The organism is Sinorhizobium sp., from assembly GCF_059070375.1.
This window is the reverse complement of record NZ_JCACWC010000002.1, coordinates 1,414,559-1,441,446: the sequence shown is the minus strand read 5'-3', so window position 1 is coordinate 1,441,446 and position 26,888 is coordinate 1,414,559. Positions and strand designations below refer to the sequence as shown.

Here is a 26,888-nt window from a genome sequence, read left to right as displayed (position 1 = left end):
AATTTGTTTGACATGATGGACGATTGCCAGCATCGTGACCACCAAGGAAACGGAGATTTCCGGACAGGAGAGGAGGCTGTCGCTCACCGGTTTCCTGCGCCCGATCGTCGGCGCAGGCGTCGGCCGGGTATGCTTTGTCAGGCGCCTCCATCCTGCCCGGGGTCTGACAAAGGGCGAGTGTATGCTGCCATTTCTGATCAAGCGCCTGGGGTTCGCGATCCTGACCCTGTTCAGCGTGCTTACCCTGGTTTTTCTGATCGTCAGGGTTCTGCCGGGGGACCCGGCTCTCGTCATTCTCGGAGACCAGGCGAGTCCGGCCAGCATCGCTGCCCTGCATGCCCGGCTCGGCCTCGACCAGCCCGTCCTCGTGCAATACGGCCAGTTTCTCCTGCAAGCGGTGCAGGGCGACCTCGGCAAGTCGATGGTGACCGGCCGGCCGGTTTCGGAAGAAATCCTCGCAGTTCTGCCCTATACGATGGAGCTGACTATCGCGGCACTCGCCCTAGGCGTGGTGCTGGGCGTTCCCGCCGGCGTCTGGGCTGCCGTAAGGCGCAATCGCCTCCCGGACTACCTTCTGCGGTTCATTTCACTGCTCGGCCTTTCGCTTCCGGCCTTTGTCGCGGCAATCGTACTGCTGATGGTTTTTGCGATCCAGTTCCGCTGGTTTCCCGTCATCAGCGCAGGCAGCGGTGAAACGATAGCCGACCGGCTTCGGCAAATGGCGCTGCCTACACTGGCGCTTGCACTGATCATGATGGCCTACATCACCCGCGTGACCCGCTCGGCGATGCTGGAGGTGCTCAATCAGGATTTCGTGCGCACGGCACGCGCAAAGGGTGCCACCCCCGCCGCCGTGATCTGGAGGCATGCTCTCGGAAACTGCATGATCCCGATCACCACGGTCGTCGGGCTCTACCTTGGCATTCTGATCGGCAATTCGGTTCTGACTGAGATCGTGTTTTCGCGCCCCGGCCTGGGCAAGCTGATCCTCACGGCACTCACGCAGCGGGACTACACACTGCTTCAAGGCATGATCGTCATCTACACGCTGATGGTCGTCGTCGTGAACCTGCTGACCGACCTGACCTATGGCTTTCTCGATCCGAGGGTGCAGTACAAATGACCGACGCCAGCATCACACCCTCACGGCCGATCAGCCGCAGAAGCGCCTTTCGTGATTTTGCCGCACAATTGAACGCATCGACCTGGATCGGCATGCTCATCGTTCTGGCGCTGGTCCTGGCCGCGATCTTCGCGCCGCAGCTGGCGACGCACGATCCTGCAAGTCAGAACATCATGGACCAGCTGGCCGAGCCCGGCGCAAACTTCTGGCTGGGCGCTGACCAGTTCGGTCGAGACATCTGGTCGCGGATCCTCTACGGAGCACGATACTCGCTGACCATCGGGTTCTTCGCCATCCTGACGGCGCTGATCGTCGGCACGTTGATCGGCATGATCGCCGGCTATGTCGGCGGCCGCATAGACATCGTCTTCATGCAGATCATGGATGTGGTGCTGGCTTTTCCCTCGCTCATTCTCGGCCTCGCGCTCGTGGCGTTGATGGGCGCCACGCTGACCAACATCATCATCGCGATCGCATTCACGGCAACGCCCGCTTTCGCACGCATCGCCCGTGCCGGCGTCATCACACAGCGCGACCGCGAATATGTGCAGGCGTGCCAGGCAATGGGGTTCTCGGGCACGAGAATTCTCTTCAGGCACATCATGCCGGCGATCCTTCCCGAGGTGATGGTCATGGCCTCGCTGTGGATGGCCACTGCCGTGCGCACCGAAGCGTCTTTGGCGTTCATCGGTCTGGGGCTGGCGCCGCCGACGCCGACCTGGGGCGGCATGGTGCGCGACGGGTTCGACAACATACTGAGCTCTTTCCATCTCGCACTCGTCCCCAGCTTGGCGATCCTGCTTCTGGTCCTTGCCTTCAACCTGATCGGCGATGGCCTGCGCGATGCCATCGACCCCCGCCTTAAGGATGCCTCGTGATGGAGAAGAAGCCTGTCATCTCGGTCCGCAATCTCAGCGTCTCCTTCGGTCGCACCACGGTTGTTCATGATCTCAGCTTCGACATCGCTGCGGGGAGCACTCTCGCGCTGGTCGGAGAATCCGGCTCCGGAAAATCGGTTACCTCGCTTGCCATCATGCGGCTCCTGCCCGAGCGCGTCGCACGAGCCGGAGGCTCGATCACGCTTGATGATCGTGACCTCCTGACACTGGCCGAACCGGAAATGCGGCAGGTGCGCGGCGGACGGATCAGCATGATCTTCCAGGAGCCGATGACGTCGCTGAACCCAGTCCAGCGCGTGGGCGACCAGCTCGCCGAGGTGATCCGCATCCATAGGGGGCTCAAAGGTGCGGCGCTGAGGGAAGCCGTACTGGAGATGCTGCGGAAGGTGCGTATCCCCGACCCGGAAGCGCGCATGCACCAGTACCCGCACACCTTCTCCGGCGGAATGCGGCAGCGCGTGATGATCGCCATGGCTCTCGCCTGCGATCCCGCGCTGATCATCGCCGACGAACCGACGACCGCACTCGACGTGACGGTTCAGGCTCAGACGCTGGCCCTGCTGAAAGACCTTCAGCGTGAGACCGGCGCTGCGGTTCTGTTCATCACGCACGACATGGGCGTCGTCGCCGAGCTGGCCGACAATGTGCTGGTCATGCGCCGGGGACGCGAAATCGAGAGCGGCACCGTCCATGAGGTCTTCTCCAATCCGAAGGACGCCTATACCCGCAGCCTGATAGAAGCCGCTCCCAGCCTCGTGGGAAAACTCAGCGAGATCAGCGTTCCTGCTCAGCCGGTGCAAGGCGTGCCGGCCTCGATCACCGGCGAAACGCCTGTACTCGACGTTACCGACCTCACCGTGCGCTTTCCCGTACGCAGTGGATTCTTCGGTCGCCTGACGGGAATGGTTCACGCGGTCGAACGTGCATCGCTTGCCATAACGAAAGGCGAAACGCTCGGTCTGGTGGGGGAGTCCGGCTCCGGCAAGTCGACGATCGGCAAGGCCGTCATAAACCTCGCACCGATCGGTTCCGGCGATGTGCGGGTGTGCGGGCAGCGCGTGGACTATGACGACCCGCAGAGCCTCGCCCGTATGCGGCGCGACGTGCAGATGATATTCCAGGATCCCTACGGGTCGCTCGATGCCCGGCAGACGATCGGCTCTGCGATCATGGAGCCCATGCAGGTCCATGGGCTCGCCAGGGGCGCCGAAGCCTTCGAGAAGATGCAATGGCTGATGGAGCGGGTCGGCCTCGACCCTGCGCGCGCCTCGAGCCTGCCGCACGAATTCTCGGGCGGCCAACGGCAGCGCATCTGCATCGCGCGCGCACTGGCGATGTCGCCGAAGCTCATCATCGCCGACGAAGCGGTCTCCGCGCTCGATGTGGCGATCAAAGGCCAGATCATCGACCTGATGATCGATCTGCAGAAGGAGTTCGGCGTCTCCTATCTGTTCATCAGCCACGATATGGCCGCGGTAGAACGGATCTGCGATCGCGTGGCGGTCATGTATTTCGGCGAGATCGTCGAGATCGGCAAGACCGAGGACGTTATCGGCCGGCCGGGCCACGAATATACCAGGCGCCTGCTTTCGGCCATCCCGATCACCCATCCCGACCAGCGCGGCCGGCGCCCGCCCCAGGGCGTGGCCGTCACCCAGCCGCGCAGTCCCATCAAGCCTCTCGCATACCAGGCCCCGGCCCCCCGCTGGTCCATGGCCTCCGAAGGGCACTTCATCCGCAGTGCGACCTGACCTCCAACGCAGAAGGACTACCGACTTGCACACGATCGAAGAGCTTGCAGCCTTTGTCGCCGGTTGCCCGGCGGCAGACATAGGCGGACAGGCGCGTGAAGCCGCGTCGCTTCTCTTGGCCGACCTGATGGCTGCGACGGCCGCCGGCCTGCACTCGCCTCTTGCGACGGCCGCCCGCGAAGCCGCCGTCGATCTGTACGGAGCCGGACCGGCGGCAGTCTGGCTGACCGACATCAACCTTTCGCCTGCCGGTGCGGCCATGACCAATGCCGCGGCCGCCAGCGCCCTCGACATCGACGACGGCCACCGCGGTGCCGCCGGTCACGCCGGAGCAGGCGTCATCCCCGCGGCCTTGGCCGTGGGGCAGGCGTCGGGCTCGAGCGACGAGCAGATCATGAGCGCGATCGTACTCGGTTACGACGTCGCGCTGCGCGTGGCGTCGTCTCGTCCCACCTCGACCATCGACACCTACAGCAGTGGCCGCTGGGTGGGCTACGGAGCTGCCGCTGCTGCCGGACGACTGCTCGGCTTGACCGCCGGACAGCTTGCAAATGCAATGGCCATTACCGGCGCCGAGGGGCCCATAAGCTTTCCGACCGGCAGCTCGAAATATCAGGGAACCACCGTGAAGGAGGCGATCCCGCCGGCGGTGACGGCGGGGCTGACCGGCGCCTATCGCGCACGCGCCGGAGCGACCGGCCCCCTCGACCTTCTGGACAGGCCCTCGCATTTCAACCGCGAAATCCTGACCGGCGGCCTCGGGCAAAGCTGGTGGCTGCAGCAGTGTTATCTCAAACCCTATGCCTGCTGCCGGTACATGCACGCTGCAATCGACGCGGTTCTCCAATTGCGCCAGCCCGGCAAGGCGATCCGCAGCCTTCGGATCGAGACGTTCCCGCAGGGACTGAGGCTTTCGAACGCCCGCACGCCGAAATCGCTCGAAGCGGGGCAATACAGCTTCTACTTCAGCTGCGCTCTGGCTGCCTTGTACGGACCATCGGCCCTGCAACCCGTCGATCCGGACCGGTTGCAGGATCCGGAAGTGCTCGATCTCGCCGGCCGCATCGAGCTGGTAGCGCATGAGGACTTTGCCGGCTCGTTCCCCGGGGGCACGCCCTGCCGCGTGATCATCGATCAAGGCGAAGGTCCGCAGACCGCCACCGTCCTCCACCCGCTCGGCGACGTCGCCAATCCGATGTCGCGCGAACAGGTGAAGGAGAAATTCCGCAGGATCGGCGCGGCAAGCGTCGAATCCGGCTGGCTGAACGACATTCTCCCGGCACTCGACGGGATTCTGGACCATGGCTTTGGGCCGCTTTTCTCCGTGCTGAACCCTCGCCAATACAATCTGAACAAACGCAACATCATGCTAATCAAGGAGGTAGCGCAATGATGCAATTCAAGTTCCCGAGGGCTCTGGTCCTGGCGGCGATTATGGCTGGCAGCGCGCTCGCTCCCTTGCCGGCAATGGCCGCAAAGACGAAGCTCACTCTCGGCGCGGCAGCAGCCGACATCGGCAATCTCGATCCTCATTATTCGGCGAGCACCACTGACCGCACCCTGGTCGCCTGGATATTCGGCGGCCTGGTCCGCTTCGCTCCCGGCACGACCGACCCCGCCTCGATCGAACCGGACCTTGCCGAAAGCTGGGAATCCAGCCCCGACAAGCTGGTCTGGACCTTCAAACTGCGCAAGGGTGTCCAGTTCCACCACAACTATGGTGAAGTGACCGCCGAGGACGTCGTCTTCAGCCTGCAGAAGGCAGCGGATCCCGAGCGTTCGGCCTTCGCCACCGACTACGCCTCCTTCGACAAGATCGAGGCAGTCGATCCCTATACCGTGCGCATCACCCTGAAGAACGCCATTCCGAGCGTGCTGGGTCCGTTGGCGAACTATGCCGGCGGCTTCATCGTCAGCAAGAAGGCCTACGAAGAACGGGCGGAGAGCTTCTCGCGCCGTCCGGTCGGTTTCGGTCCGTTCCAGCTCGACTCGATCGAGCCCGGCGTGGCCGTGCATTTCAGTGCCCACAAGGATTATTTCCGCGGCGCGCCGAAATTGACGAAGGTGACATATCGCTTCCTCAATGCTGCGGCTGCACGCGATCTGGCGTTCCTCGCCGGTGAGGTCGACGCGGCCACAGGGCTTGCCGACCCGAATTGGCTGAAACGCACCCTGGCGGTCGACGGCACCACCGTGGACATCTTCGATCCAGCCGAATTGACCGTGCTGCACATCAACACCAAGAAAGCGCCGTTCGACGACATCCGGGTCCGTCGTGCCTTGGCCTACGCCGTGGATCCGAGCCGTGTCGCCGCCTATCGCGGAACCGAATTCACCCGCGTGGGAAAGTCGGTCATTCCCTCGAACAATCTCGGCTACACCGAGGACAACGGCCTGGTAACCTTCGATGCGGAAAAAGCCAAGGCACTGCTTGCCGAGGCAGGCCATCCGGACGGCATCACGGTCAAGATGATCTCGAGCCAGCTGCCGAGCTATGAATCCTCGAACCAGATCCTTCAGGCTCAGCTTCGAGAGGCAGGCTTCAATCTCGAGCTGCAACCGGTCGAGCACGCCACCTGGCACCAGATGATCCGCCAGGACCTGAGCCCGCTCGTGACCTACGGTGCAGCCCGCTTCCCGGTAGCGGATGTCTATCTCAGCCAGTTCTTCCATTCGAACAGCGCCATCGGATCGCCCGCTGCGGTGACGAACTTCAGCCATTGCGACGTGGCCGACAAGCAGATCGAGGCAGCCCGTGTCGAAACCGATCCGGAAAAGCAGCTGGAGCTGTGGCACGAAGCACAGCGGCTGATCATCGAGGCGGTCTGCGGGGTTCCGATAACCGAGACAGCAGGTGTGTGGGCGCGGCGCAAGAACCTCGACTGGGGCTTCGATTTCAAGGGCTCGATGTCGCTCGGGCCGCTGGTGACCGAACTCACTCATTTCACGGAATAACAATCCACGGGCTGCGGGAAACCGCAGCCCAATTCATTGTGTGATGAACCCATTATGTCCAAAGAGATTTTTCCGATCTATTCCAGCCCATGCGGCTGGAACGCAATGCTCCCGAAGCGTACACCCCGCTCACCGTTGCAGAGCGACCTTACCGTCGATTATGCCATCGTGGGTGCCGGCTACACCGGCCTGGCGATCGCGCGCCGACTCCGTGAACTCGATCCGCAGGCAAGCATTGCCGTGTTCGAGGCATCATCCGTCGGAGAAGGATCTTCGGCCCGCAATTCCGGTTTCACCGGGTCCGAAGTGCTGCCTCGCACCGCCACCCTTGCCGGCGCCGAGAAAGCGCGGCGTCAAACGGCTCTGATGAGTGAATCCTTCGACTGGCTCAAAGGCATGATTGCAGATGCCGGTATCGAATGCGAGCTGCAGAAAGTCGGATCGATCCGTGCTGCGGCGACGGAAGCCGGGGAGGCCTCGCTGAGGCAGGTCGTCGAAGTCGCGAAGGCCAACGGAATAAGCCACACGGTGCTGGGGCGGAACGAAATAGCCGAGCGCATCGGATCGGATTATTACCGCTTCGGCATTTATCTGAACGACACCTATTTGCTGCAACCGGCAGCCCTCATTCGCGGCCTTGCCGACTCCCTGCCGGACGGCATCGATCTTTACGAAAATACGGCGGTCCAACGATTGAAGCGGAACGGTGGGGGCTGGGAGCTCCTGACCGATGGCGGCGTCGTGCGCGCGCGAAGCGTCGCTCTCGCAAACAACGGGTTCATCCGGCGTTTCGGCTATCTCAAGCTCCGCATGACCACGATCTTTACCTATGCCGCGGTGACGTGCCCGGTCCCCGAGGCAGACCTCGGCCATCTCGGCCAGTCGCCGGCATGGGGTCTCCTGCCCTCTCATCGGCTTGGGACGACTTTGCGGCGCATCGGGCGCGACCGTCTCATGGTGCGCTCCCTTTATGCCCACGAGCACGAAGTGCCCGTGGAGGAGGCGTCCGCGAAGTTGCGCGACCGCTTTGTCCGGCGGTGGCCGGGTTTGGGCCATGTGGACCTGGAATATGTCTGGGGCGGCGCGACGGCGTTCACCATGAATGGCGCGCCGTGGTGGGGCAAGCTCGACGACGGCCTTTTCGCCTCCGGCGGCTGTAATGGCAGCGGGATAGCAAAAGGCACGATGCTCGGCCGGCATCTCGCCGAACTGATGCTCGGCACCGGCGATCCGGCAAGGGTCAGCGGCGCGATGGGAACGGCCAGCCTGATCGCCCCCGAACCCTTCCGCAGCATCGGCTTCCAGATCGTCTCGGCGATCGAAAGCCGCAAAGCGGGCCTGGAAGCCTAGAGAGTTTGAACGACGCACTTCCGGACGGAAAGCCGATACGCACTTTTCCTGGAAGTCCTCTAAGGGAAGAACCGATCATGAAAGTGGAACGCTTTGACGTGAACGCACGCAGAAGCCGCCTCGTGAAATACAACGGCGTCTGTTACCTCTCCGGCCAGTTTTCCGACAATGCCGGTGACGTCGCCACACAGACGCGGGAAACGCTGGCGAAAATCGACGAGTTGCTTGCACGCGCAGGCACGGACAAGTCACGCCTGCTGACCGCCGAAGTCTGGATTACCAGCATGGCCGATTTTGCCGCGATGGATGCGGTCTGGAAGGAATGGGTGGCACCGCAGAACCCGCCAACCCGATGCTGCTGCGCCGTCGAGCTCGGCGACCCGGACATGCGGGTAGAAATCATGGTGACCGCGGCCTTCGGCGATGCGGAGGTGATGGAGCTTTAGAGCGATTCAGCGCCTAAGATCGCAAACCAGCGCGAGTGCGGGAACGCTCTGCGAACCTTCCCGCACGCACGCTTGGCCAGCTAGCTCCGGCTGCGCGACGGCACTCCGGTGACGGCGCGTTCTTCGGCAAAGTAGTCGCGCGTCAGTTGGGCGATGACCGGGGACAGGAGCAGCAACGAGATAAGGTTGGGGATAGCCATCAGTGCGTTCAGCGTGTCGGCCACCAGCCAGGCAAAGTCGAGGCTGAGGGTGGCGCCGAAGAACACCGCGACGGTCCACACGATGCGGAACGGTATCGCGCTCACGGTTCCGATCAGGTATTCCCAGCACTTCTCGGCATAATAGGCCCAGCCGAGGATCGTCGTGAAGGCGAACAATGCCAGCGAGATGGTCACGAGATAATTCCCATAGCCGGGCAGCGCCGCTTCGAAGGCCGCAGAACTCAGCACCGCTCCGGTTTCGCCCGAGGCCCAGACGCCCGACACCATGATCGCCAGACCGGTCAGGGTGCAGACGATGATCGTGTCGATGAACGTCCCCATCATGCCGATGACGCCGGAGAAAACGGGATTGGCGGTCGAGCCGGCAGCCTGTGCGATACCGGCGGTGCCGAGGCCCGCCTCGTTCGAGAAGATCCCGCGCGCCACACCCATGCGGATCGCCATCAGTACAGTGGAGCCGAGGAAGCCGCCGGTGGCTGCCGTCGGACTGAATGCCTGGGTGAAGATGGTGGCGATCGCCTCGGGGATGTTGCCGGCAAAGACGATCAGGACGACGACCACACAGGTGAGATAGAAGATCGCCATGAAGGGCACGACCTTCTCGGCCACGGCGCCGATTCGCTTGATGCCGCCGAGAATCACCGCACCCGTCAAGACGGTCATCACGATGCCGCTGATCCAGGTCTCGATGCCGAAGGCGTTCTCGACCGCACTGGCGATACCGTTGGCCTGAACCATGTTTCCGATACCGAAACCCGCCAGTCCGCCGAAGATGGCAAAGGCGGTGCCCAGCCACTGCCAGTGCTTCCCGAGCCCATTTTTGATGGCGAACATCGGTCCGCCGGCGTGTTCGCCTTTGTCGTCGACCTCGCGGTATTTCACCGCTACGACGACCTCGGCGTATTTCGTCGCCATTCCGACGAAGGCGGTAATCCACATCCAGAACAGCGCACCGGGTCCACCCACCGCGATAGCGGTAGCGACGCCGGCGATGTTGCCCGTGCCGATGGTGGCCGAGAGCGCCGTCATCAGCGCGGCGTACGGCGTAATCTCGCCTTCGGCGGCCCTCCCCGGCCTGCGGCTTTTCAAGATCATGCGGAAGCCGTAGCCCACTTTGCGGATCGGCATGAAGCCCAGGCGAAGCTGAAGATACAGACCGGTGCCAATGATCAGCACGATCATGGGCACGCCCCAAACGATGCCGTTGAGCCAGTTAAAGAATTGGTTGAGTGCTTCCACGAGACTGCTCTCCTCCCTGGTGCCTGTCTTTCCGCGAGCCTGCGCACGCCTGCGGCCTGACTAACTTCACCGGCGAATATTGCAAGCCCGTCTTGTTCATGGGCCACGGGCACCTTGATTCATTTCGATCGAGGACGCCTGGGTGTCCCCCGTCTGCGAACACGCAGGCGGTACCCGTGGAGCCGATTCGTCAGGCGCGATAGGTACATGCGGGCCCCTCGGGAGCCGCGATCATACATAGAAGTCGAGGTTGGTGAATTTCATAGTTCGAATGCTTCTATTTATGAAATTGATGATGGCCGAGAGATCGGCATGGGAAAGCGGCGCGGCCGGCACGAGATTGTCAGTACTCGGCGCGCGAACATACATACCCATCCGGTTCATCCGGCCTTCGCAACGGGCCACCACCCGGCATCGCCGGCTTCCTCATCGGTGCCGGCGTCTCCTCTCCAATCGCAGGCGGTTGAAACCCGCAGAACAAGTCAGGGCGGAATGTCGAATCCCGCTCGGCGCCGCGCGCACTTCAATCGTCGATGCGGAAGCCCACCTTCATCACCACCTGGTAATGCGCGACCTTGCCATTCACGATCTGGCCGCGAATCTGGTCCACCTCGAACCAGTCGAGATTCCGGGTCGTTTTCGAAGCACGCGAAATCGCGCCTTCGATGGCCTCGTCTATCGAGTTTGGCGAACTGCCGATCAGCTCGATCTTCTTGTAGACGTGCTCGCTCACGGTTTCCTCCTGAAGCTTCTAGGTTGATTCCAGGCTCGCCGGGTCTCCTTGTGGGAGCGGCAAGGGACGGCAGCGCGATCGCCGCCAGGGACAATCATGCCCTCGTTCGGCGCGAACCGCCAGCGTTAGGGGAAAATCGGCCTGTGCCGCGCCAGGCGGCCGGCTGCCCTCGGGTTTAAAATGCTCTATGCTCGTATCACTGGCCATGTCCGAACGCGACGCCCCGCCAAGGACGCGCGAACGCTCCACGAAGGAGGCGACCATGCTGCCGACCCGACGTTCCCTGCTGAGGGCGTTTCTGGCCTTGCCCGCCCTGCCCGTCGCCGATCGCGCCGCGGCGCAGCGACCCGCATTGCCGCTCACGCCCGCCTGCGACGACGATGACGACCTGACGCCCGCGCTGACGGCGGGCCCTTTCTACAAGCCCGATGCGCCGCTCAGGCACGAACTTTCCGGCGACGCCCCGAACGGCGAACGCATCACCATTGCCGGCTACGTGCTCGACGGCAATTGCCGGCCGATCGCCGGCAGTCTCGTCGAAATCTGGCATGCGGACGAAACCGGCGCCTACGATACACGCGGCTACAGGCTGCGGGGTCACCACATGACCGACGAACGCGGGCGATGGTGGTTCAGCACCATCGTCCCGGAACTCTATCCCGGCCGCACCCGCCACTATCATTTTCGGGTGCGCCCTCCCGGCGCCGCGGTCCTGACAACGCAGCTCTTCTTCCCGAACGAACCTCAGAACAACCGTGATCACCTTTATACGCCGTCGCTGCAGCTTGACATTCGCGACACGGAGGACGGCAAGTTCGGGCGTTTCGATTTTGTAGCCTGACGCGCTCGCGGAGGTGACCGGCACGGGATGAACGATCCGGCGCTTCGCTGAATCCGGAACAGATCGCCGTCGTACAGGTTCGGGCTGAGACGAGGACGAATTGATGAAGCAGAAACTTTTGGCGCAAGACGCGAGCGAACGCACCTTCATTCTCGTACTCGAGGAGGGCGAGGAAGCATTCTCGGCCATTTCGGCCTTCGCAGCGCAGGCGGGCATCGCCGGCGCATCGGTGACGGCGATCGGCGCCTTCAGCAGCGCGACGGTGGGCTTCTTCCGTGTCGAAAGCAGAAATTACAGGAAGATCCCCGTAGCCGAGCAATCGGAAGTTCTGAGCGCGATCGGCGACATTGCCCGCGACGAAGCCGGCCGCCCGAGCCTGCATTTGCATGCGGTTCTGGGGTTGGAAGACGGGTCGACCCGTGGCGGGCACCTTCTGGAGGGTCGCGTCCGTCCGACCCTGGAGGTCATCATTCGCGAAAGCCCGACTGGATTGCGCCGGCGCAAGCGACCGGAACTCGGGATAGCGCTCATCGACCTCGACGCCGAATGAGGTTCAGCTTTTCGCGCTCGAACTCGGGTTGCGCTTGTTTCTGGCCGGCACGCGCCGGCGACCTCACGGCGACCGAAGGAGCGAGAAACCGACCGGTTCCTCGCAAACCATGCCGCCGATCTCCCGATGGCGGCAGCGCGCCCTTCCATGGACCGCACATTGTCTCCGGCAGGACGGGTCCAATTTTCACCAGGGCCGCCAGCCGCTTGACCAATAACGGCCCTTCAGATCGCTCAGCCGATCCTCGATATCGGCGATCAGGTCCTCGATGCGCGAGGAGCTTCGCGAATGCCAATAGGGCCGGCTGGTTCCTGCAATGAGCAGCCCCAGAAGACCGACTACGGCGAGCGCCGTCCAGGCGGGATGTTCCCTTGCCATCTCGCCGGCCCTGCGGCCCGTATCCGCGATGGCCCTGCCGGAATAGATGCCGAGATCGGAGAGCTTTTCGGTCAGCGCATTGACCTGCTCGCGCAACGATCTGACTTCCTCTTCCATGCTTGCCTGGTCCGGAACGCCTACCGATCCGTTCTTCGTATCGACCACGCCGCGCGGTATGGTGGATCCGAGTCGCTTTTCCTGTGCCATATGCTCATCCTCCGTGTCTGGGTCCCAACTTGTCAGAGACAGCAACCCGGAAACGGCGGCCGGGGGCCGGGAGTTCCTTTCGAGGGTGAAATTGGCCGCACATCCCCGGCCCCCTCATTCCTGTGCATGTCACAGGAATCCAGCCAGACCAAGTCCTTGGGCTGAAAGAACGCTTCCCGCGCCGCGGACGCGGCGCTGCTCTCATCCCTGTGACGAGCACAGGCATGAGGAAAAAAGAGAGATTGCAGCCCTCCGATAGGCCTCCTACAGCGCCGCGCGTCATATGAGACGCGCAAATGTCGCTGTAGCACTTTGCAGCGGACGCACGGTCGGTACTCATGGAATTCAAGCGCATCACCATGCGTGCCGACAAACCGACCAGAGCTTCAACGCCATTGTCCATCCCGCGGCAGCCGTCATAAACTCAAAGTGAATCTCCCGAAGGCCGCGAGCAGACGAGGAAGAACCTGCGGTAGAAGAATGTCCTCAGCCTGTTTCTGAGATCGGCATTCCTGCGCTGGGCCGCCGCGATCGGGCGGCGGGACGGCAACTCTATGTTCTGGAATCCCGCCTCTTCGATCAAGGGAAGAAGTCTTTCGACGGTGAGGCCATCGCCAAAGGGCAGACGCTCCATGATCTTTGCGTGGCGTTCGCTCATGGCGCCGTCGTAATGCGGGTCATGGCCGATGATCCGCTCGAGGGCAGCCACCGCGAAAGACGCCAGACGGCCGAGCGGCGTCGGCTTCGACCAGTCCCCGTCGAAGACGAGCAGCCTTCCGCCCGGTTTCAGCAGGCGGAACCATTCGGCGAAAGCCTGCTCCGGCTCCGTCAGCGTCCAGACGAGATGCCGGCAGACCACGGCATCATAGGTCTCGTCCGGCTCCAGCGTGTGCTCGGCATCGGCCAGAATGAAACGAACCCTGTCGTTCCCTGCGTGCTTGCGCCGCGCCACCGCGAGCATGGCCTCGGAGAAATCCAGCGCCGTCACTTCGTGGCCGAGCGAAAGGAGCACGTTGGTCACCTCCCCCGTCCCGCAGGCGAGTTCGAGAACCTTCAGCGGCCTCGCCCCGAGTGCGCTGCGCATCGCTGCCGCCCAGGCGTCGAGCTCCGGTCCCGGCGGGATGCGGTGGCCGAAGGCGAGGTCGAACGTTTCCGACCGCTTCGACCAGTATTCGCGGATATCTTCCTTCAGGTGGTGGTTGCGCATGTCCATGGGTCAGGTTCCGACGGCGGAGATTGCGGCAAGCGGACGCGGGCGTCTGGCGCGATAGCGGATGGAGCAGCTTCCGTCGAAGTCGTGCTCGACCTCGACCTCGATCCCGAACACCGCGCGGATGCGCTCGACCGTCAGTACCTCCCGCGGGGGCCCGAGCGCCACCAGCCGGCCGGCCTGCATCACCGCAATCCGATCGCAGAACATAGCGGCGTGGTTGAGGTCGTGGAGCGCTGCGACCACCGTCAGGTCCTGGCGGCGAACGAGGTCGAGCAGGCTGATCTGATGGCCGATGTCGAGATGGTTGGTCGGCTCGTCGAGAAGCAGGATCTTCGATTGCTGCGCCAGCGCCCGAGCAATGTGCAGCCTTTGCCGCTCGCCGCCGGAGAGCGTGTGCCACAGGCGATCGGCAAGATGCGCCATATCCACGTTTTCGAGCGCCGCCTCGACGATCGCATCGTCCTCCGGCGACCAGGGCGAAAGCGGCCCGAGATAGGGTGTGCGGCCGAGCTCTACCGCCTGGCGCGCGGTGATCCTCTCGCCGGTCTCGGCCTGCTGCTCGACCAGAGCGAGCCTTTGCGCGACCGTGCGGCGGCCGAGCGTCCCGATCGGAGAACCGTCCAGAAGCACCTCCCCCTTCTTCGGCTTGCGGATGCCCGATATGAGCGACATCAGGCTCGTCTTGCCGGAACCGTTCGGGCCGATGATGCCGAGGAACTCTCCCGTCTCGACCGTGAGGGAGACCTCCTTCAGGATGTCCACCCCGCCGGCCGACCATGAAACCCCGCGCGCCGAAAGCGTCATGCGCGGTCCCTCCTTTGTCCGAGTATCAACGCGAAGGCCGGAGCGCCGACGAGCGCCGTGATCACGCCGATCGGCAGGACCTGGCCGGGAATGAGAACGCGCGACAGTATGTCCGCGAGGATCATGAACACGGCGCCGATGAGCGCCGCTGCCGGCAGCAGGACACCGTGGCGGACGCCGACGAGCATGCGGGCCGCATGGGGGATGACGAGGCCGACGAAACCGATCGACCCGACGATGGATACCATCACCGCAGTCATCATCGCCGAGACGCCGACAAGCGCGAAATAGGTTCGCCTGACCGAGATGCCGAGCGAGGCAGCCGATTCCGACCCGAAGGTAAACGCGTCGAGGGGACGGGCATGCCAGAGACAGACGACGAGACCGAGAAGCGTCGCCGGCACGGCGAGCCAGGCATCCGGCCAGCGCACGCCCGAAAGATTGCCGAGCAGCCAGAACATGATGCCACGCGCCTGCTCGGCCGTGGCCGCCTTGGTGACGATGAAGGAGGTCAGTGCGTTGAAGAGCTGTGACCCCGCCACACCCGCCAGGATGATCGCCGCGGTGCCGCGGCCGGCCTTCACCGCCAGCAGGCTCACCAGGACGAAAGCGACCAGCGCGCCGATGAAGGCGCCGAGCGGCAGCGTCAGCATCCCGGCACCCACACCGAGGATGGCGACGCTGACCGCCCCCGTCGAGGCTCCGGCGGAGATGCCGAGAATATAGGGATCGGCGAGCGGATTGCGCAGCAGCGATTGCAGCACGGCGCCGGAGAGCGCAAGCGCCGCCCCGCAGGAAGCGGCCACGACCGCCCGGCTCAGTCGGTAGCTCCAGATGATGCCCTCGTCGATCGGGGCCAGCGGATAGCCGGCGTTCCACAGCCGATTCGCGACTGTCTGCGCAACCGTCCTGAACGGGATCGCCGTTTCGCCGATCGCAGCGCCCATCCAGAGTGCCGCGAACAGGATCACGAGCGCGGCGATGGCCGCGCCGACGCGTCCCGTCCCCGTTCGCCCGGCCAGGGTCAGCACGCGGCTCACTTGCCGAACCCACCCTTGGAAGCCGGCCCAGCCTTGGGCGCAAGTCCGGCCTCGGCGATGGCATCCGCCAGCGCTTCGATTCCTTCGATCGTGCGGATCGTCGGGTTCATCGCCTGCGCATCCATGTCGAACACATAGCCTTTGGCGACTGCCGGCATGAGGCTCGCCACGGGATCGGTCTTCAGGAATTCGAGTTTGGCGTCGAGGCTGTCGAGCGGGTAGCGTCGACGCTCCATGGAACCGGCAACGATCATGGTCGGCTCGGCCTTGGCGATGGTTTCCCAGCCGACCGTCGGCCATTCGTCTTCTGTGTCGATGATGTTTTCGATGCCGAGCGCCGCCATGATGTAGCCGGGTGCGCCGTTCCTGCCGGCGACATAGGGGTCGGCATCGGCAGCGCTGGAGAACCAGAAGACCGCCGAGAGTTTGCCCCCGGCCGAGGCGACCTTGGCGCGCGCCGCCTCTTCTCGGCTTTTCAGCTCGGCCACGACCTTCTCGCCCTTGTCCTGAACATCGTAAATCTGCGCCAGCTCGCGAATTTCCCGATAGACGAGATCCATGGTGAAGACCTGCCGGCGCACGCCGTCGCTCGCCGCCGAATTCTCCTTGCCGGTGCAATCCGAAGGCGATGTGTAGACCGGAATGCCGAGCTCCTCGAACTGCTCCGGCCGCGCAACCACGCCTTCCGGGCCGACCTGCCACTGAAATTGCACCGCCACCATGTCCGGTTTCTTGGCAAGCACGCTTTCGAAGCTCGGATCGTTGTCTGCCAGGCGCTCGACCTTGGCGTTGACCTCCTCGTAACCTTCAAGGACGGGGCCGACCCAGAGGGCGGTGCCGGCGACCTTGTCCGCAAGGCCGAGCAGATAGAGGATCTCGGTGCTGCTCTGGCCGATCGAGACGGTGCGCGTCGGCGTCTTGTCGAAGGTGATCTGCCGTCCGCAGTTCTCGAGTGTCAACGGATAGATCGTCTCGGCAGCGAAGGCGGGACGGTCAAGAGCCGCTGCGCCTGCGGAAAAGGTGATGAGACCCGCAATGAGCGGTCGTTTCCAAAAGCTGTTCATGAATAGTCCCCGAATGTGAGGCCGCTATACGGCCGTGATCGTCAGTCTGCCGATCGGGTTCGATCGGACGTGTGACGGCTGGATCTCGGGGAAACTGACGAAAGCGTGCGCCGCAAGGCGCGAAAGATGGTCATGGCTTGCTCCTGTTCCGGGCATCCCCGCCCGTGACGTTGGATCTGATTTGACGGCAGGTCTCCTGGCTCGCGGACAGAAATCGCTCATCTGCCTTCCCGCGCAACGCGCAGTGGCTGGCGCCTGGGCGCCACGAGGATGAACGACGATCCGCTTACAGTTGCGGGGGCAGCCACGGTTTTGGTCCCTTTTGGGTCGTCCGCACCGTGTTCCCTATTAATCCCCTCCACCTCACGGGTAGGGGAACCGTCAGGCTCAGTTAATTTAGAATGCAGCCTCCGGTCAAGGTGAAACGCGACGCCGCTGCATAGGGGTTCAATATGTTATGTTATTACGCTCGTCAACAAAAAGTTATGTAATAACATTTCATAAGCGCGCCGGACTTTTCCGATGAGCCTTCAACCGGTGCCGCCAGATCGGCATCGGCCATTATGGCTTTGGGCCATCGCATGGCCGCAGGACGATTGGTTCCCGGCTTTGCGCCGCGAGTTCGCGGCAGCCGCCGGCGTCGCAAAGCGTCCAGCCGGAGACGGTCGCTCCGGAGGCGGCCAGGACCAGCTCGGGAAGCGGCGGCAGGTCGGGCGTCCAGACCCACCAGCGGCCCTGGCGACGGGCATTGTCTCCCGGCTCCATTCCCGCACCCGAACCCTGCACGCGCGCCTCCTCGAGAACGAGACCCTCGGCCGTGACGGCCCAACGCTCCTGCCATTCGGTCTTCTCGACCGAATGGGTCCAGCCGAGGGTGAAGACACCCGCAGCAACGGCGACAGCCTTGCCGCCGATGATGCAGGCAAGCGCGCTCATGCCGGTTTCGCCGTCTGCCGGCCAGCCTGGCGGGCGCGCCGCCAGATCACGAAGGCGAAGAGCGCGGAGAGTGCAAAGCCGACTTCATCGGTGATCGGCAGCGCCGCCAGCAACGTGAAGGCGGCCGCGGCCGCGAGCACCCGCTCGAAAACCCCGAGCCGGACTGCGGCGAAGCCCACCACGGCGGCACCCCAGAGCGCGATCGCCAGACCGGTCTTGACGACGATATAGGCGACGGCAGCCGGATAGCCCACCGATGCGGCCATCGCGCCGCCATCCTGCAGCATCAGCGCCGGCGAATAAACGGCCATGAACGGGATGACGAAACCGGCCGCCGCCACCTTGATCGCCTGGATCGAGATCTTCAGCCCGCTTTCCCGCGCGATCGGTGCTGCCGCGAAGCAGGCAAGCGCCACCGGTGGCGTCAGATCGGCAAGAATCCCGAAATAGAAGACGAACATGTGGCTGACGATAAGCGGTACCCCGAGTTCCAGAAGCGCGGGCCCGGCGATCGACGAGGTGATGATGTAGTTCGGGATCGTCGGTATGCCCATGCCGAGCACGAGGCAGGTGACCATGGTCAGAAGCAGCGACAGAAACAGGCTTTTGCCTCCGACTGAGACGATGAACTGGCCGAAGGTATTGGCCGCTCCGGTCAGCGTCATCGTACCGATGATCACGCCGACGAGCGCGCAGGCGATCGCCACCGGAAGGGCCGTCTTGGCCCCTTCGGCAAGGGCGTCGCGACATATCACCAGGGTCTCCCGGCCGCCTTTCAGCAAGGCGTTGGCGGCAATCAGCAGCGCCAGCGCTGCGACGATCACGCCGATGCCGAACTGGAAGAAGGCGGCCGCCACGAGGCCGAGGCCGACCCAGAAGATGATGCGTATGACACCGGCGGGAAGGCCGAGCGCGAGCGAACTGCCCAGGATCAGAAGGCCGGTGAAGGCCAGGCCGACCGTACCGGCAAAAAGCGGCGTATAGCCGGAGAACAGCAGCCAGACGAGCGCGGCGAGCGGCAGGATCAGATGCCATTGTTCGAGGATTGCCGCCTTGGCCGAAGGCAGCTGGTCCTTGGGCAGGCCGAGCAGCCCGTACTTGCCGGCTTCGAGATGGACCATCCAGAAGGCGGAAGCGAAATAGAGGATCGCCGGTATGACCGCCGCCTTGACGATCTCGTAATATTCGACGCCGAGCGTCTCGGCCATGATGAAGGCGACCGCGCCCATGACAGGCGGCATGATCTGCCCGCCCATCGAGGCCGTTGCCTCGACGCCGCCTGCAAAGGCCGCTCGATAGCCGAACTTTTTCATCAGCGGGATGGTGAACTGCCCGGTCGTGACCACATTCGCGACGCCGGAACCCGAAATGGTGCCCATCAGGCCCGAAGAAATGATCGCGACCTTCGCGGGTCCGCCGCGCCTGTCGCCGACGAAACTCAACGAGACATCGTTGAAGAGCCGGATCATGCCGGCTTTTTCGAGGAAGGCGCCAAACAGGATGAAAAGGAAAATATAGGTCGAGGAGACGAAGGTCGGGATGCCGTAGATGCCTTCCGTGCCATAGGCCATATGGTCGATCACCTGCGAAAAGTCGTAGCCGCGGTGATCGAACGGCGGCGGCAGATACTCACCCAAAAGGCAATAGGCCAGGAACACGCCGGAAATGATCGGCAGAGCCGGCCCCATCAGCGCCCAGGCTGCGGCAAAGACGACGGCGAGCGCGACGACCCCGAAGACGATGTCGCGCGGCAGTGGATCGCCGGCACGCACCAAGAGTTCCGCATATTCGTAACACTGGTAAAAGGCGACCGCCGCGCCAAGGAAAGCAAGACTCCAGGCGATGATTTTTGCAACCGTGCCGTGGCCTGCGAGCGTCGCCAACAGGGGAAAGACGAGAACCGTGACAAAGCCGACATGCACCACGCGCACGATCTGGCTCGCGAAATCGACGAGATGCGCCGCGGTGGCGATCTGGAACACTGAAAAGGCAAGCGCGATGGCAAACAGGATCCGTCCGTCCCATGTCGCCGGAAACGCCCGGGTCAACGCGTCGTGCCGGTGCAGTTCGGCCGACGCAGTTGCGCTTTGTTCATTGGTATTGTGGATCATGATTCCTCCCCTGAATTCCTGAAGCCCGTCGCATTCAACCGAATTCCGCGACGCGCTTCAGGGTGTCTGCCTGTCGCTTTGAAACCGCTTTACGGTTTCGGGCGACATGGGTCAGAGCAGACCCTTTTCCTTGTAGTAACGCTCCGCCCCCGGATGCAGAGGAATAGGCATTCCCTTGAGCGCATCCTCGATGCGGATATTCTCCGCCGCCTTGTGAGCCGCCGTCAGGGCGGGGATGTTCTCGAAGAGCTGCTTCGTCATCTGATAGGCGGTTTCGTCGGAAACCTCCGAATGGGTGACGAGAAAGTTGACGACGGCGACCGTCTGCACATCGCTGTCCTGCCCCTGGTAGGTGCCGGCGGGGACGGTCGCGGCGATGTAGGGCGCGCCGAGCTTGGTGGCGATCTCTTCGGGGACTGCGACCATCTGCACGTCGAGCGACGTCGCCAGATCCTTGAACGAAGAGACGCCGAGGCCGGCCGACTGCAGCGTCGCATCGAGCTGCCGGTTCTTCATCAGCTCCACCGATTCGGCGAAGGGCAGGTATTCGGTCTTGCCGAGGTCGTCATAACTCATGCCTGCGGCGCCGAGGATCGCCCTGGCATTCAATTCCGTGCCCGACTTCGGTGCGCCGACGGAAAGGCTCTTGCCCTTGAGATCGGCGACGGTCTTGATGCCCGACTCCTTCGACGCCATGATCTGGATATAGTTCGGATAGATGGCGGCGATACCGCGCAGCTTGTCGAGCGGTGCCTTGAAACCGGCATCCGTATTGCCTTCCCAGGCAAGCTTGACCGAATCGCCGAGCGAAAAGGCGATCTCGCCGCGCCCCTGCTGCAAGAGGTTGAGGTTCTCGACCGAAGCCTTGGTCGCCTGCACCTGCGTGCGTACGCCCTCGATCTCATCGCCATATATCTTCGAAAGCGCGACGCCGAGCGGGTAGTACACCCCGGAAGTGCCGCCAGTCAGGACGTTGATGAACTCGGCTGCGCCTGTCGAAGCCGCGGAAAGGGCGAGGGACGCACTTGCGATCGCCGCGATGGCGGCGCGTTTCAATGTTCGATTCACAGAGATTCCTCCCAATCATTCAAATCTGGCGCGGAAGACCGTTCCTCCGGAAAGGGGCCGCGGCGTTACACTAGCAAGAGTTCGGCTAACTCTAAATGATTGATTTTGTGGAAGCGCAATCGACAACTTCGCCGATGCAGGCGGATCTTGCCGGTGCCCCGCAGCAATCGGCGACAATCCGCCTTCCGCTGGCTTCGGACAAATTCCTGCGCAAGCGCCGCGCGTCCGGCGACGCGCGGCGCTTGGCGTTTAGGTAGGATTTCAGCGGCGGCAGCTATCGGCCGCGCGTCCCCTTGCAGCGGCGGCGATATTCGACCGAGCCGCTCCTCTCGTCAGGCCGTGTTTGCGTTGGAATGTCAGGCTCCAACCGTCTCCCCTGGCCTGCCAGCCTCCGGCGGCCGATTCCGAGCGGCCAACCGTGGCGTCCCGTCTTGCGGAGCGCGCCTTCAATCTAGATGCAATTTCTGCAGGGTCGATCAGGATCACCAGCATGAAGCCGATCGGCGCGAGCACGTATGGGGGAATGCCTGTCGGTACGCTCGCGAAAACGGCGATCGACACGGCCACGATAATGCAGATCAGGTTCGTCAACGGGTGGGTGAGCGTCCTGAAACAGGTTTCAGAGACAGTGTTGTTCCGTCCGTAGTTCGACAATGCCATGGGAGAGATCCATCGTTGAGTTGTTCCCCTGCCGAGATCACGATGACTTTAGGCCCCGTCGACCCAAAATCATGGAACGTGATCGTGCAAGGAGCCAGAGCAGACATGGCGGCGGCAGACCGCACACTGTTCCGCTCCGGGCTCCCGCGGCGCGAATGCTGCAATATGTACCCTGAGACTCAGCTGGCAACGGGCCTAGGACCTTTGCCCTTAGGGGGTCGGACCAAGGTCCTATAGATGGGCGCGGATGGCACTCTAGCTTCCTGGCTTCCCACCTATACAAGGACCTAGATCTTTTCAGCGACACTTGAGGCGGGGCCTCGCCGCTTTGCGGGGTCCCGCTTGCGTCGTCAACCGAGGGCGGGCGGGGAATAGTTTCGCAGACATGCGAGTGCCCGCGCAGGGGATGACGCGGGCACTGCAACAGGTTGGGGTCCTGAATGTCGCTGGGGGACAGAAGCGACACCTGTTAATTCTTCAGACGAAAATTTGTTCCGCAGCCGCGGGCGCGAAAGAAGCGACGCCGTCCTCCGCGCAGTTTATCCGGCAGCCGCTACGGCGAAACGGTGCCGGTAGTCGCCCGGCGACAGCCCGACGATGCGATGGAACAGCTTGCGGAAAGCCGCAGCATCCTCATAGCCGACGGTCCAGGCAATTTGTTCGACCGAGCGTTTGGTGAACTCCAGGAGCTCACGCGCCTTGCCGACGCGCAAATGCTGCGCATATTCGATCGGCTTCATACCGGTCGCCGCCTTGAAACGGCGCAGGAACGTGCGCTCCTCCATCGCCACCACTTTGGCCATCTCCGCGACGCTGACGGCGCGGGCCTCGCGCGCCTGCAGCCAATGCTGCACCTTGAGGATCGCCTCGTCACCGTGATTGAGACGCGGCGAAAAGCTGGAATAGTGCCGCTGCTCGCGTCCGGCCGGATCGATGAGCAGGAAGCGCCCGGTCTCGACCGTCACCGTCGGACCGAACAGGCGGTCCACGAGGCGCATGCCGAGGTCCGTCCACGCCATGAGGCCGCCGGCTGTGATGAGGTCCCCGTCCTCGATGACGATCTTGTCCGGATCGAGCCGGACGTCGGGGAAACGATCGCGGAAGGCATTGGCGAACAGCCAGTGCGTCGTCGCCGGGCGACCCTTGAGCAGGCCCGTCGCCGCAAGCACGAAAGTCCCGCCGCAAGTCGATGCCAGCGTCGCCCCCTGGGCATGCCGGTCGAGCAGCCAGCGCGCATAGGGCGCTGCCTCCTCTGCTTCCATCGGTCCCGTCAGCCGGCCTGGGACAAGCAGGATCTCCGGCGCCTGCCGGGACCCGAGTTCGGGATGGGTGTCGAAACATCGTGCAAGACAGTCGTCGTCCTGAAGCCGCCAATGACTGACTCGCGCCACCGGTCCGCCGCGCTCGGCGGAGAATTGACCGGCTATGCCGATGAGATCCGTCATGCCGTGGACCATCGCCATCTGGCAACCCGGATAAAGCATGAGGCCGATCTCGGCTCTCGCTGGCAGTGCTCGTCCATTCGCCATGTCGCCCCTCTTTGTCGGTTTCGGCCCGCCTAATGTCCGATCCGCCAATCCCGATCATTTCGCAATCGGCCTAAATCTTCAAGCACGGGGCGCGGCAAGTACGGCACCCCACCCGGCAGTCTTCCAACCCGCTGAAAGGATGAAGAAAATGGCTACGATCACCACCAGGGACGGCACCCGCATCTTCTACAAGGACTGGGGCTCGCGCAATGCTCAACCCATCCTCTTCTCCCATGGCTGGCCGCTCACGGCCGACGTATGGGATGCGCAGATGGTCTTCTTTGCAAACAAGGGCTACCGCGTCATCGCCCACGACCGCCGCAGCCACGGCCGCTCGGACCAGGTGTGGGACAACAACACCATGGACCAGTACGCCGACGACCTTGCCGAACTGATCGAGGCGCTGGACTTGCGGAACGTGATCCTTGTCGGGCATTCGACAGGCGGCGGCGAGGTTACCCGCTACGTCGGCCGGCACGCCACCGGGCGCGTGGCGAAGGTGGCGCTGATCGGCGCGGTGCCGCCGCTCATGCTGAAAACCGAGGCCAACCCCGGCGGCCTGCCGATCGACGTCTTCGATGGCATTCGCAAGGGCACCTACGACGACCGCTCGCAATTCTTCAGGGATCTGACGATCCCCTTTTACGGCTACAACCGCGAGGGTGCCGTCATCTCGGAGGGAATCCGCGAGAGCTTCTGGCTGCAGGGCATGAAGGGCGGCCTCAAGGGCCAGCTCGACAGCATCCGCGCCTTCTCGGAAAGCGACTTCAATGCCGACCTGGCGAAGTTCGACAAGCCGACCCTGGTCCTCCACGGCGACGACGACCAGATCGTGCCGATCGGCGCCTCGGCGCTTTCGACCGTCAAGATCGTCAAACATGCCGTGCTGAAGGTTTACGAGGGTGCCGACCATGGCCTGACGCAGACCTATCAGGACCGCTTCAACGCCGACCTGCTCGAATTCATCGAAGCTTGATTTCAACGCCGGCGGGGCGGCGGCGGTGCCGTCGCCCTCCCCCCAGCTTCGTCCCCCTGCCTCCAGGAGATGCGCCATGATCCCCGGAATGTCCATCGAGACCCTTCTCGCCGTGCACGTCGCCGTCAGTCTGATCGGAATCGGAACCGGCCTCGTCGCCCTGCCGGCGCTCGCCGCCGGCCGCTGGCTCGGCCATTGGCACGCAGTTTTCCTCGTCACCACCGCGGCCACCAGCATCACCGGCTTCCTCTTTCCCTTCAGCGGGATCACGCCCGCACTGGTGGTCGGAGCGATTTCCGTCCTCACCCTCGTCATCGCCTTTGCCGCGCTTTATGCCTTGACGCTCCGCGGCTGGGCGCGGCCGGCCTATGTGGTGAGCGCGACATTCGCGCTCTATCTCAACCTCTTCGTTCTTATCGTGCAGAGCTTCCTCAAGGTTCCGGTGCTGCAGCCGCTGGCGCCGACGCAAACCGAGGCGCCCTTCGTCGCTGCGCAAGCCCTGTTGCTGACGGCAGGCATGGTGCTCGGCGCAACTGCGGTCATCGGGTCGCGACGGGCGGCATTGCCGCTGCCCGTGCGCCCGAGATCCAGGAAAAGTGCGTAGCGGTTTTCCGTCGGCAGGCGTAGTTTCAGTTGGAGCGTTCGGTGTTTCAAGGAAACGCTGAACGCTCCAGGCCGGGGATGACCCAACAAGCGCCGTATCGATACGGCGCGCTTCGTGCTGTCGGTCAATGCTCGTTGGCCGGCGCTCCGTGAGCGGTGACGATCGCCTGGGCTTCCTTGCCGTAGAGTTCCTCGAAATGATCGAAACTCTTGGAAAAATAGCCGATGCCCTGGGTGGCGGATCTGAGCGAGCGCGCCAGGTCGTCGAGCGCGCTGCCGGGTAGAAGGGCGCGGAAGATATCCCAGCCTTTCGCCGCTTCGTCCCGATCGAAGCCCAGCACCTGGCCCTTCAACGAGGCAACGATCGGCACGAGACTGCCCGAATAGACCGACGGGACATGGATTTCGACGCGAAAGACCGGCTGCATCAGGACGGAGGCGGCCTGCGACAGCGCCTGCCGGACGCCAAGCTTGCCGGCCGTGCGGAACGCATATTCCGAGCTGTCGACCGAATGGTGCTGGCCGTCGGTGAGCAGCACGCCGACATCGATGACCTTGAAGCCGAGGGGTCCCTTCTCCATCGCCTCGCGTGCGCCCGCCTCGACCGCAGGGATGTAATTGCGCGGCACGGCACCGCCCTTGACTGTCTCGGCAAAGGAAAATCCGTCGCCTCGCCCGTTCGGATGGACGCTGAGCTTCACATCCGCGAATTGCCCGGCCCCGCCGGTCTGCTTGCGATGGCGGTAATGAACGTCCGAGGACTTCGAAACGGTCTCCCGGTAGATCGGGCTCGGGGGCCGGTCGCTCACCTCGACATGGAAGACGTCCGACAACGTCCTGCAGACTTCGCGCAGATGCACCGGGCCTTGGGCGCAAACGAGCTGCGCCCCTGTCCCCTCCTCCTGCATCACCTTCAGGCCGCGATCTGTCTCGGCGAGTTTCGCAAGGGTCTCGGAGAGCTTGGTCTCGTCGCGTTCGCTCGCCGGCACCAGTATCCGCTCGAGCATGGGGTTCGGAGGGTTCGTCCAGTCGGGCGGAGCGAGGGCCGCACCGGCCGTCAACAGCGAGGGGACCGGCAGGTGGTCGGATTTGACCGCTCCGAAGAGCTGGCCCGCCTCGGTCACGCCCGAACCGATGGGCCGGCCGCTTGCGGGATCCTGCAGAGCGCCGAGACTTCCGCCGCCGAGCGTCGCCCCCTGCTTCACTCCGTTCTGGAGAGCGCGGGCAAGAACCGTCTTGCCGACGCTCTGGCGATAATGGGCATGGAAACTGACTGCGAGGAGCGTCGCCTCGTCGACGCCGGCACCCGCGGCAAGGCGCTTTCTCAGCGCCTCAGCGCGCGGCGCCTCGTGGCGGAGCGCCTTCATCAGCCGCATCAGACCGTTGCCGTGGCCGGCGGAGCCGAGGAGCACCGGAATGATCTTGTTTTCGTTCAGAACCCGTGTCGAGATCGAATAGATCGCGTCGCTGGCCGGCTCGCGGTCCTCGATGAGCTCTTCCAGCAGCCAATCGTCGAATTCCGAGAGGTGCTCGAGAAGCTCCGCGCGTGCCTCGTGTTCGCGCTCCACCGCGCTTTCGGGGATCTCGAAGAGAGAGGACGGCTGTCCCTCGCGATAGCGCCAGGCCCGCTCCGAAATCAGATCGCAGCTGCCGATGATCCTGTCGCCGTCGCGGATGGGAATCTGCCGCAGGATGAGCGGGCGGCTGCAGAAATCCTGCAGGGCGGCGACGATGTCCCTTATGCGCCCTCGCGGCTCGTCCATGCGGTTGATGAAGAGGATGCAAGGCGTGCCGGACGCCTCGATCATGCGCAAGTAAGGGGCGGCGAGAACCGCCTCGTCCAGTATCGGCGAAACACAGAGAACACATGCGTCGCTCGCGAGCAGCGCATGCTGCGCATGCGCCAGGGCCTCGTTATTGCCGGGAACGTCGAGGGCACACCAAGCCTCGCCGCCAAATTCGAATTCGGTGAGGCCCAGTCCATATGGCGTAACTGATTTTTTCGGCTCGCCTCCCAGCGAGCCCACCCTCTCCACGAGCGTGGATTTTCCGATCTGCGAAGGACCGAGTACAGTAAAGCAGCGCATCGGCGTTCCTCCCTCTGCCAGGATGACACTGCAGACAGGATGCCCTTCGACGAGCCAAAGCGCCAGAGATTGGTGCTTTTTCTTGCAAAAATTGCGCGTTAGCA

General features: G+C 63.5%; 25 protein-coding genes and 1 riboswitch. Of the genes, 11 read left to right on the top strand and 14 right to left on the bottom strand.

Features of this window, described 5'->3' with window-relative positions:
* Positions 1 to 181: 181 nt before the first annotated feature.
* The 7 genes from AC5J09_RS11265 (at position 182) to AC5J09_RS11235 (ending at position 8,524) form a co-directional block, all read left to right on the top strand.
* Positions 182 to 1,123 carry an ABC transporter permease gene (locus tag AC5J09_RS11265; RefSeq protein WP_026168699.1) on the top strand — a complete coding sequence of 314 codons (942 nt, stop codon included), beginning with the start codon at positions 182 to 184 and terminating at the stop codon, positions 1,121 to 1,123.
* The gene (locus AC5J09_RS11260; RefSeq protein WP_324764391.1) at positions 1,120 to 2,001 is read left to right on the top strand and encodes an ABC transporter permease; all 882 of its coding nucleotides are present in this window, start codon (positions 1,120 to 1,122) and stop codon (positions 1,999 to 2,001) included. The genes AC5J09_RS11265 and AC5J09_RS11260 overlap by 4 nt, the downstream gene beginning before the upstream one ends.
* Complete coding sequence (locus AC5J09_RS11255; protein ID WP_324764392.1) at positions 2,001 to 3,773, top strand: ABC transporter ATP-binding protein; 1,773 nt, start codon at positions 2,001 to 2,003, stop codon at positions 3,771 to 3,773. The genes AC5J09_RS11260 and AC5J09_RS11255 overlap by 1 nt, the downstream gene beginning before the upstream one ends.
* A 25-nt stretch (positions 3,774 to 3,798) precedes the next feature.
* Positions 3,799 to 5,166: an MmgE/PrpD family protein gene (locus AC5J09_RS11250; protein WP_324764393.1), complete on the top strand. Its 1,368-nt coding sequence runs from the start codon at positions 3,799 to 3,801 to the stop codon at positions 5,164 to 5,166.
* Entirely contained in the window at positions 5,163 to 6,728 is a 1,566-nt protein-coding gene (locus AC5J09_RS11245) for an ABC transporter substrate-binding protein (protein WP_324764394.1), read from the top strand. Before AC5J09_RS11250 ends, AC5J09_RS11245 begins: the two co-directional genes overlap by 4 nt.
* Positions 6,729 to 6,782: 54 nt before the next feature.
* Entirely contained in the window at positions 6,783 to 8,078 is a 1,296-nt protein-coding gene (locus AC5J09_RS11240; protein WP_494297616.1) for an NAD(P)/FAD-dependent oxidoreductase, read from the top strand.
* Between the two features lie 77 nt (positions 8,079 to 8,155).
* Positions 8,156 to 8,524, top strand: coding sequence for a RidA family protein (locus AC5J09_RS11235; protein WP_100670960.1), 369 nt, complete (start codon positions 8,156 to 8,158; stop codon positions 8,522 to 8,524).
* An 80-nt stretch (positions 8,525 to 8,604) separates the two neighbouring features.
* Here the strand turns inward: AC5J09_RS11235 and AC5J09_RS11230 are convergent, their stop codons facing one another.
* The 3 genes from AC5J09_RS11230 to AC5J09_RS11220 all read right to left on the bottom strand — a co-directional run bounded on the left by AC5J09_RS11230 (position 8,605) and on the right by AC5J09_RS11220 (position 10,717).
* Positions 8,605 to 9,984: an alanine/glycine:cation symporter family protein gene (locus tag AC5J09_RS11230; protein ID WP_275600100.1), complete on the bottom strand. Its 1,380-nt coding sequence runs from the start codon at positions 9,982 to 9,984 to the stop codon at positions 8,605 to 8,607.
* Between the two features lie 231 nt (positions 9,985 to 10,215).
* Positions 10,216 to 10,359 carry a hypothetical protein gene (locus AC5J09_RS11225; protein ID WP_324764396.1) on the bottom strand — a complete coding sequence of 48 codons (144 nt, stop codon included), beginning with the start codon at positions 10,357 to 10,359 and terminating at the stop codon, positions 10,216 to 10,218.
* A gap of 148 nt (positions 10,360 to 10,507) precedes the next feature.
* Positions 10,508 to 10,717, bottom strand: coding sequence for a dodecin (locus tag AC5J09_RS11220; RefSeq protein WP_003527838.1), 210 nt, complete (start codon positions 10,715 to 10,717; stop codon positions 10,508 to 10,510).
* A gap of 262 nt (positions 10,718 to 10,979) precedes the next feature.
* Here AC5J09_RS11220 and AC5J09_RS11215 point away from each other — a divergent pair, with 262 nt between their 5' ends.
* Together AC5J09_RS11215 and AC5J09_RS11210 are read left to right on the top strand one after the other, a co-directional pair.
* Positions 10,980 to 11,558: a dioxygenase family protein gene (locus tag AC5J09_RS11215; protein WP_494297615.1), complete on the top strand. Its 579-nt coding sequence runs from the start codon at positions 10,980 to 10,982 to the stop codon at positions 11,556 to 11,558.
* Positions 11,559 to 11,661: 103 nt separating this feature from the next.
* Positions 11,662 to 12,108, top strand: a complete 447-nt coding sequence (locus AC5J09_RS11210) for a PPC domain-containing DNA-binding protein (RefSeq protein WP_324764398.1) — start codon at positions 11,662 to 11,664, stop codon at positions 12,106 to 12,108.
* Between the two features lie 186 nt (positions 12,109 to 12,294).
* Here the strand turns inward: AC5J09_RS11210 and AC5J09_RS11205 are convergent, their stop codons facing one another.
* The 10 genes from AC5J09_RS11205 to AC5J09_RS11160 form a co-directional block, all read right to left on the bottom strand.
* Entirely contained in the window at positions 12,295 to 12,693 is a 399-nt protein-coding gene (locus tag AC5J09_RS11205) for a hypothetical protein (RefSeq protein ID WP_010974988.1), read from the bottom strand.
* Positions 12,694 to 13,117: 424 nt separating this feature from the next.
* On the bottom strand, positions 13,118 to 13,906 hold the full coding sequence (locus AC5J09_RS11200) for a class I SAM-dependent methyltransferase (protein ID WP_324764400.1): 789 nt from the start codon (positions 13,904 to 13,906) through the stop codon (positions 13,118 to 13,120).
* A 3-nt stretch (positions 13,907 to 13,909) separates the two neighbouring features.
* The gene (locus AC5J09_RS11195) at positions 13,910 to 14,710 is read right to left on the bottom strand and encodes an ABC transporter ATP-binding protein (RefSeq protein WP_324764401.1); all 801 of its coding nucleotides are present in this window, start codon (positions 14,708 to 14,710) and stop codon (positions 13,910 to 13,912) included.
* A complete protein-coding gene (locus AC5J09_RS11190) occupies positions 14,707 to 15,750 on the bottom strand; it encodes a FecCD family ABC transporter permease (RefSeq protein WP_324764402.1) in 1,044 nt (347 codons plus the stop codon). Before AC5J09_RS11190 ends, AC5J09_RS11195 begins: the two co-directional genes overlap by 4 nt.
* A complete protein-coding gene (locus tag AC5J09_RS11185; RefSeq protein ID WP_324764403.1) occupies positions 15,747 to 16,814 on the bottom strand; it encodes an ABC transporter substrate-binding protein in 1,068 nt (355 codons plus the stop codon). Before AC5J09_RS11185 ends, AC5J09_RS11190 begins: the two co-directional genes overlap by 4 nt.
* Positions 16,815 to 16,983: 169 nt before the next feature.
* Positions 16,984 to 17,213: riboswitch (cobalamin riboswitch) on the bottom strand.
* Between the two features lie 162 nt (positions 17,214 to 17,375).
* On the bottom strand, positions 17,376 to 17,750 hold the full coding sequence (locus AC5J09_RS11180; protein ID WP_102763796.1) for a DUF1850 domain-containing protein: 375 nt from the start codon (positions 17,748 to 17,750) through the stop codon (positions 17,376 to 17,378).
* Positions 17,747 to 19,861, bottom strand: coding sequence for a TRAP transporter permease (locus AC5J09_RS11175; protein WP_324764404.1), 2,115 nt, complete (start codon positions 19,859 to 19,861; stop codon positions 17,747 to 17,749). The genes AC5J09_RS11180 and AC5J09_RS11175 overlap by 4 nt, the downstream gene beginning before the upstream one ends.
* A gap of 111 nt (positions 19,862 to 19,972) precedes the next feature.
* A complete protein-coding gene (locus AC5J09_RS11170; RefSeq protein ID WP_324764611.1) occupies positions 19,973 to 20,917 on the bottom strand; it encodes a TAXI family TRAP transporter solute-binding subunit in 945 nt (314 codons plus the stop codon).
* A gap of 273 nt (positions 20,918 to 21,190) precedes the next feature.
* Positions 21,191 to 21,589, bottom strand: coding sequence for a hypothetical protein (locus AC5J09_RS11165; RefSeq protein WP_324764405.1), 399 nt, complete (start codon positions 21,587 to 21,589; stop codon positions 21,191 to 21,193).
* 539 nt (positions 21,590 to 22,128) lie between these two features.
* Positions 22,129 to 23,118: a GlxA family transcriptional regulator gene (locus tag AC5J09_RS11160; RefSeq protein ID WP_324764406.1), complete on the bottom strand. Its 990-nt coding sequence runs from the start codon at positions 23,116 to 23,118 to the stop codon at positions 22,129 to 22,131.
* 148 nt (positions 23,119 to 23,266) lie between these two features.
* Between AC5J09_RS11160 and AC5J09_RS11155 the strand changes: the two genes are divergently transcribed.
* Positions 23,267 to 24,094: an alpha/beta fold hydrolase gene (locus AC5J09_RS11155; RefSeq protein WP_324764407.1), complete on the top strand. Its 828-nt coding sequence runs from the start codon at positions 23,267 to 23,269 to the stop codon at positions 24,092 to 24,094.
* A 76-nt stretch (positions 24,095 to 24,170) separates the two neighbouring features.
* Positions 24,171 to 24,698: a hypothetical protein gene (locus AC5J09_RS11150; RefSeq protein WP_324764408.1), complete on the top strand. Its 528-nt coding sequence runs from the start codon at positions 24,171 to 24,173 to the stop codon at positions 24,696 to 24,698.
* A gap of 124 nt (positions 24,699 to 24,822) precedes the next feature.
* On the opposite strand, the gene AC5J09_RS11145 is transcribed toward AC5J09_RS11150, so the two are convergent.
* Positions 24,823 to 26,784 carry an elongation factor G gene (locus tag AC5J09_RS11145; RefSeq protein ID WP_324764409.1) on the bottom strand — a complete coding sequence of 654 codons (1,962 nt, stop codon included), beginning with the start codon at positions 26,782 to 26,784 and terminating at the stop codon, positions 24,823 to 24,825.
* Between the last annotated feature and the right edge of the window lie 104 nt (positions 26,785 to 26,888).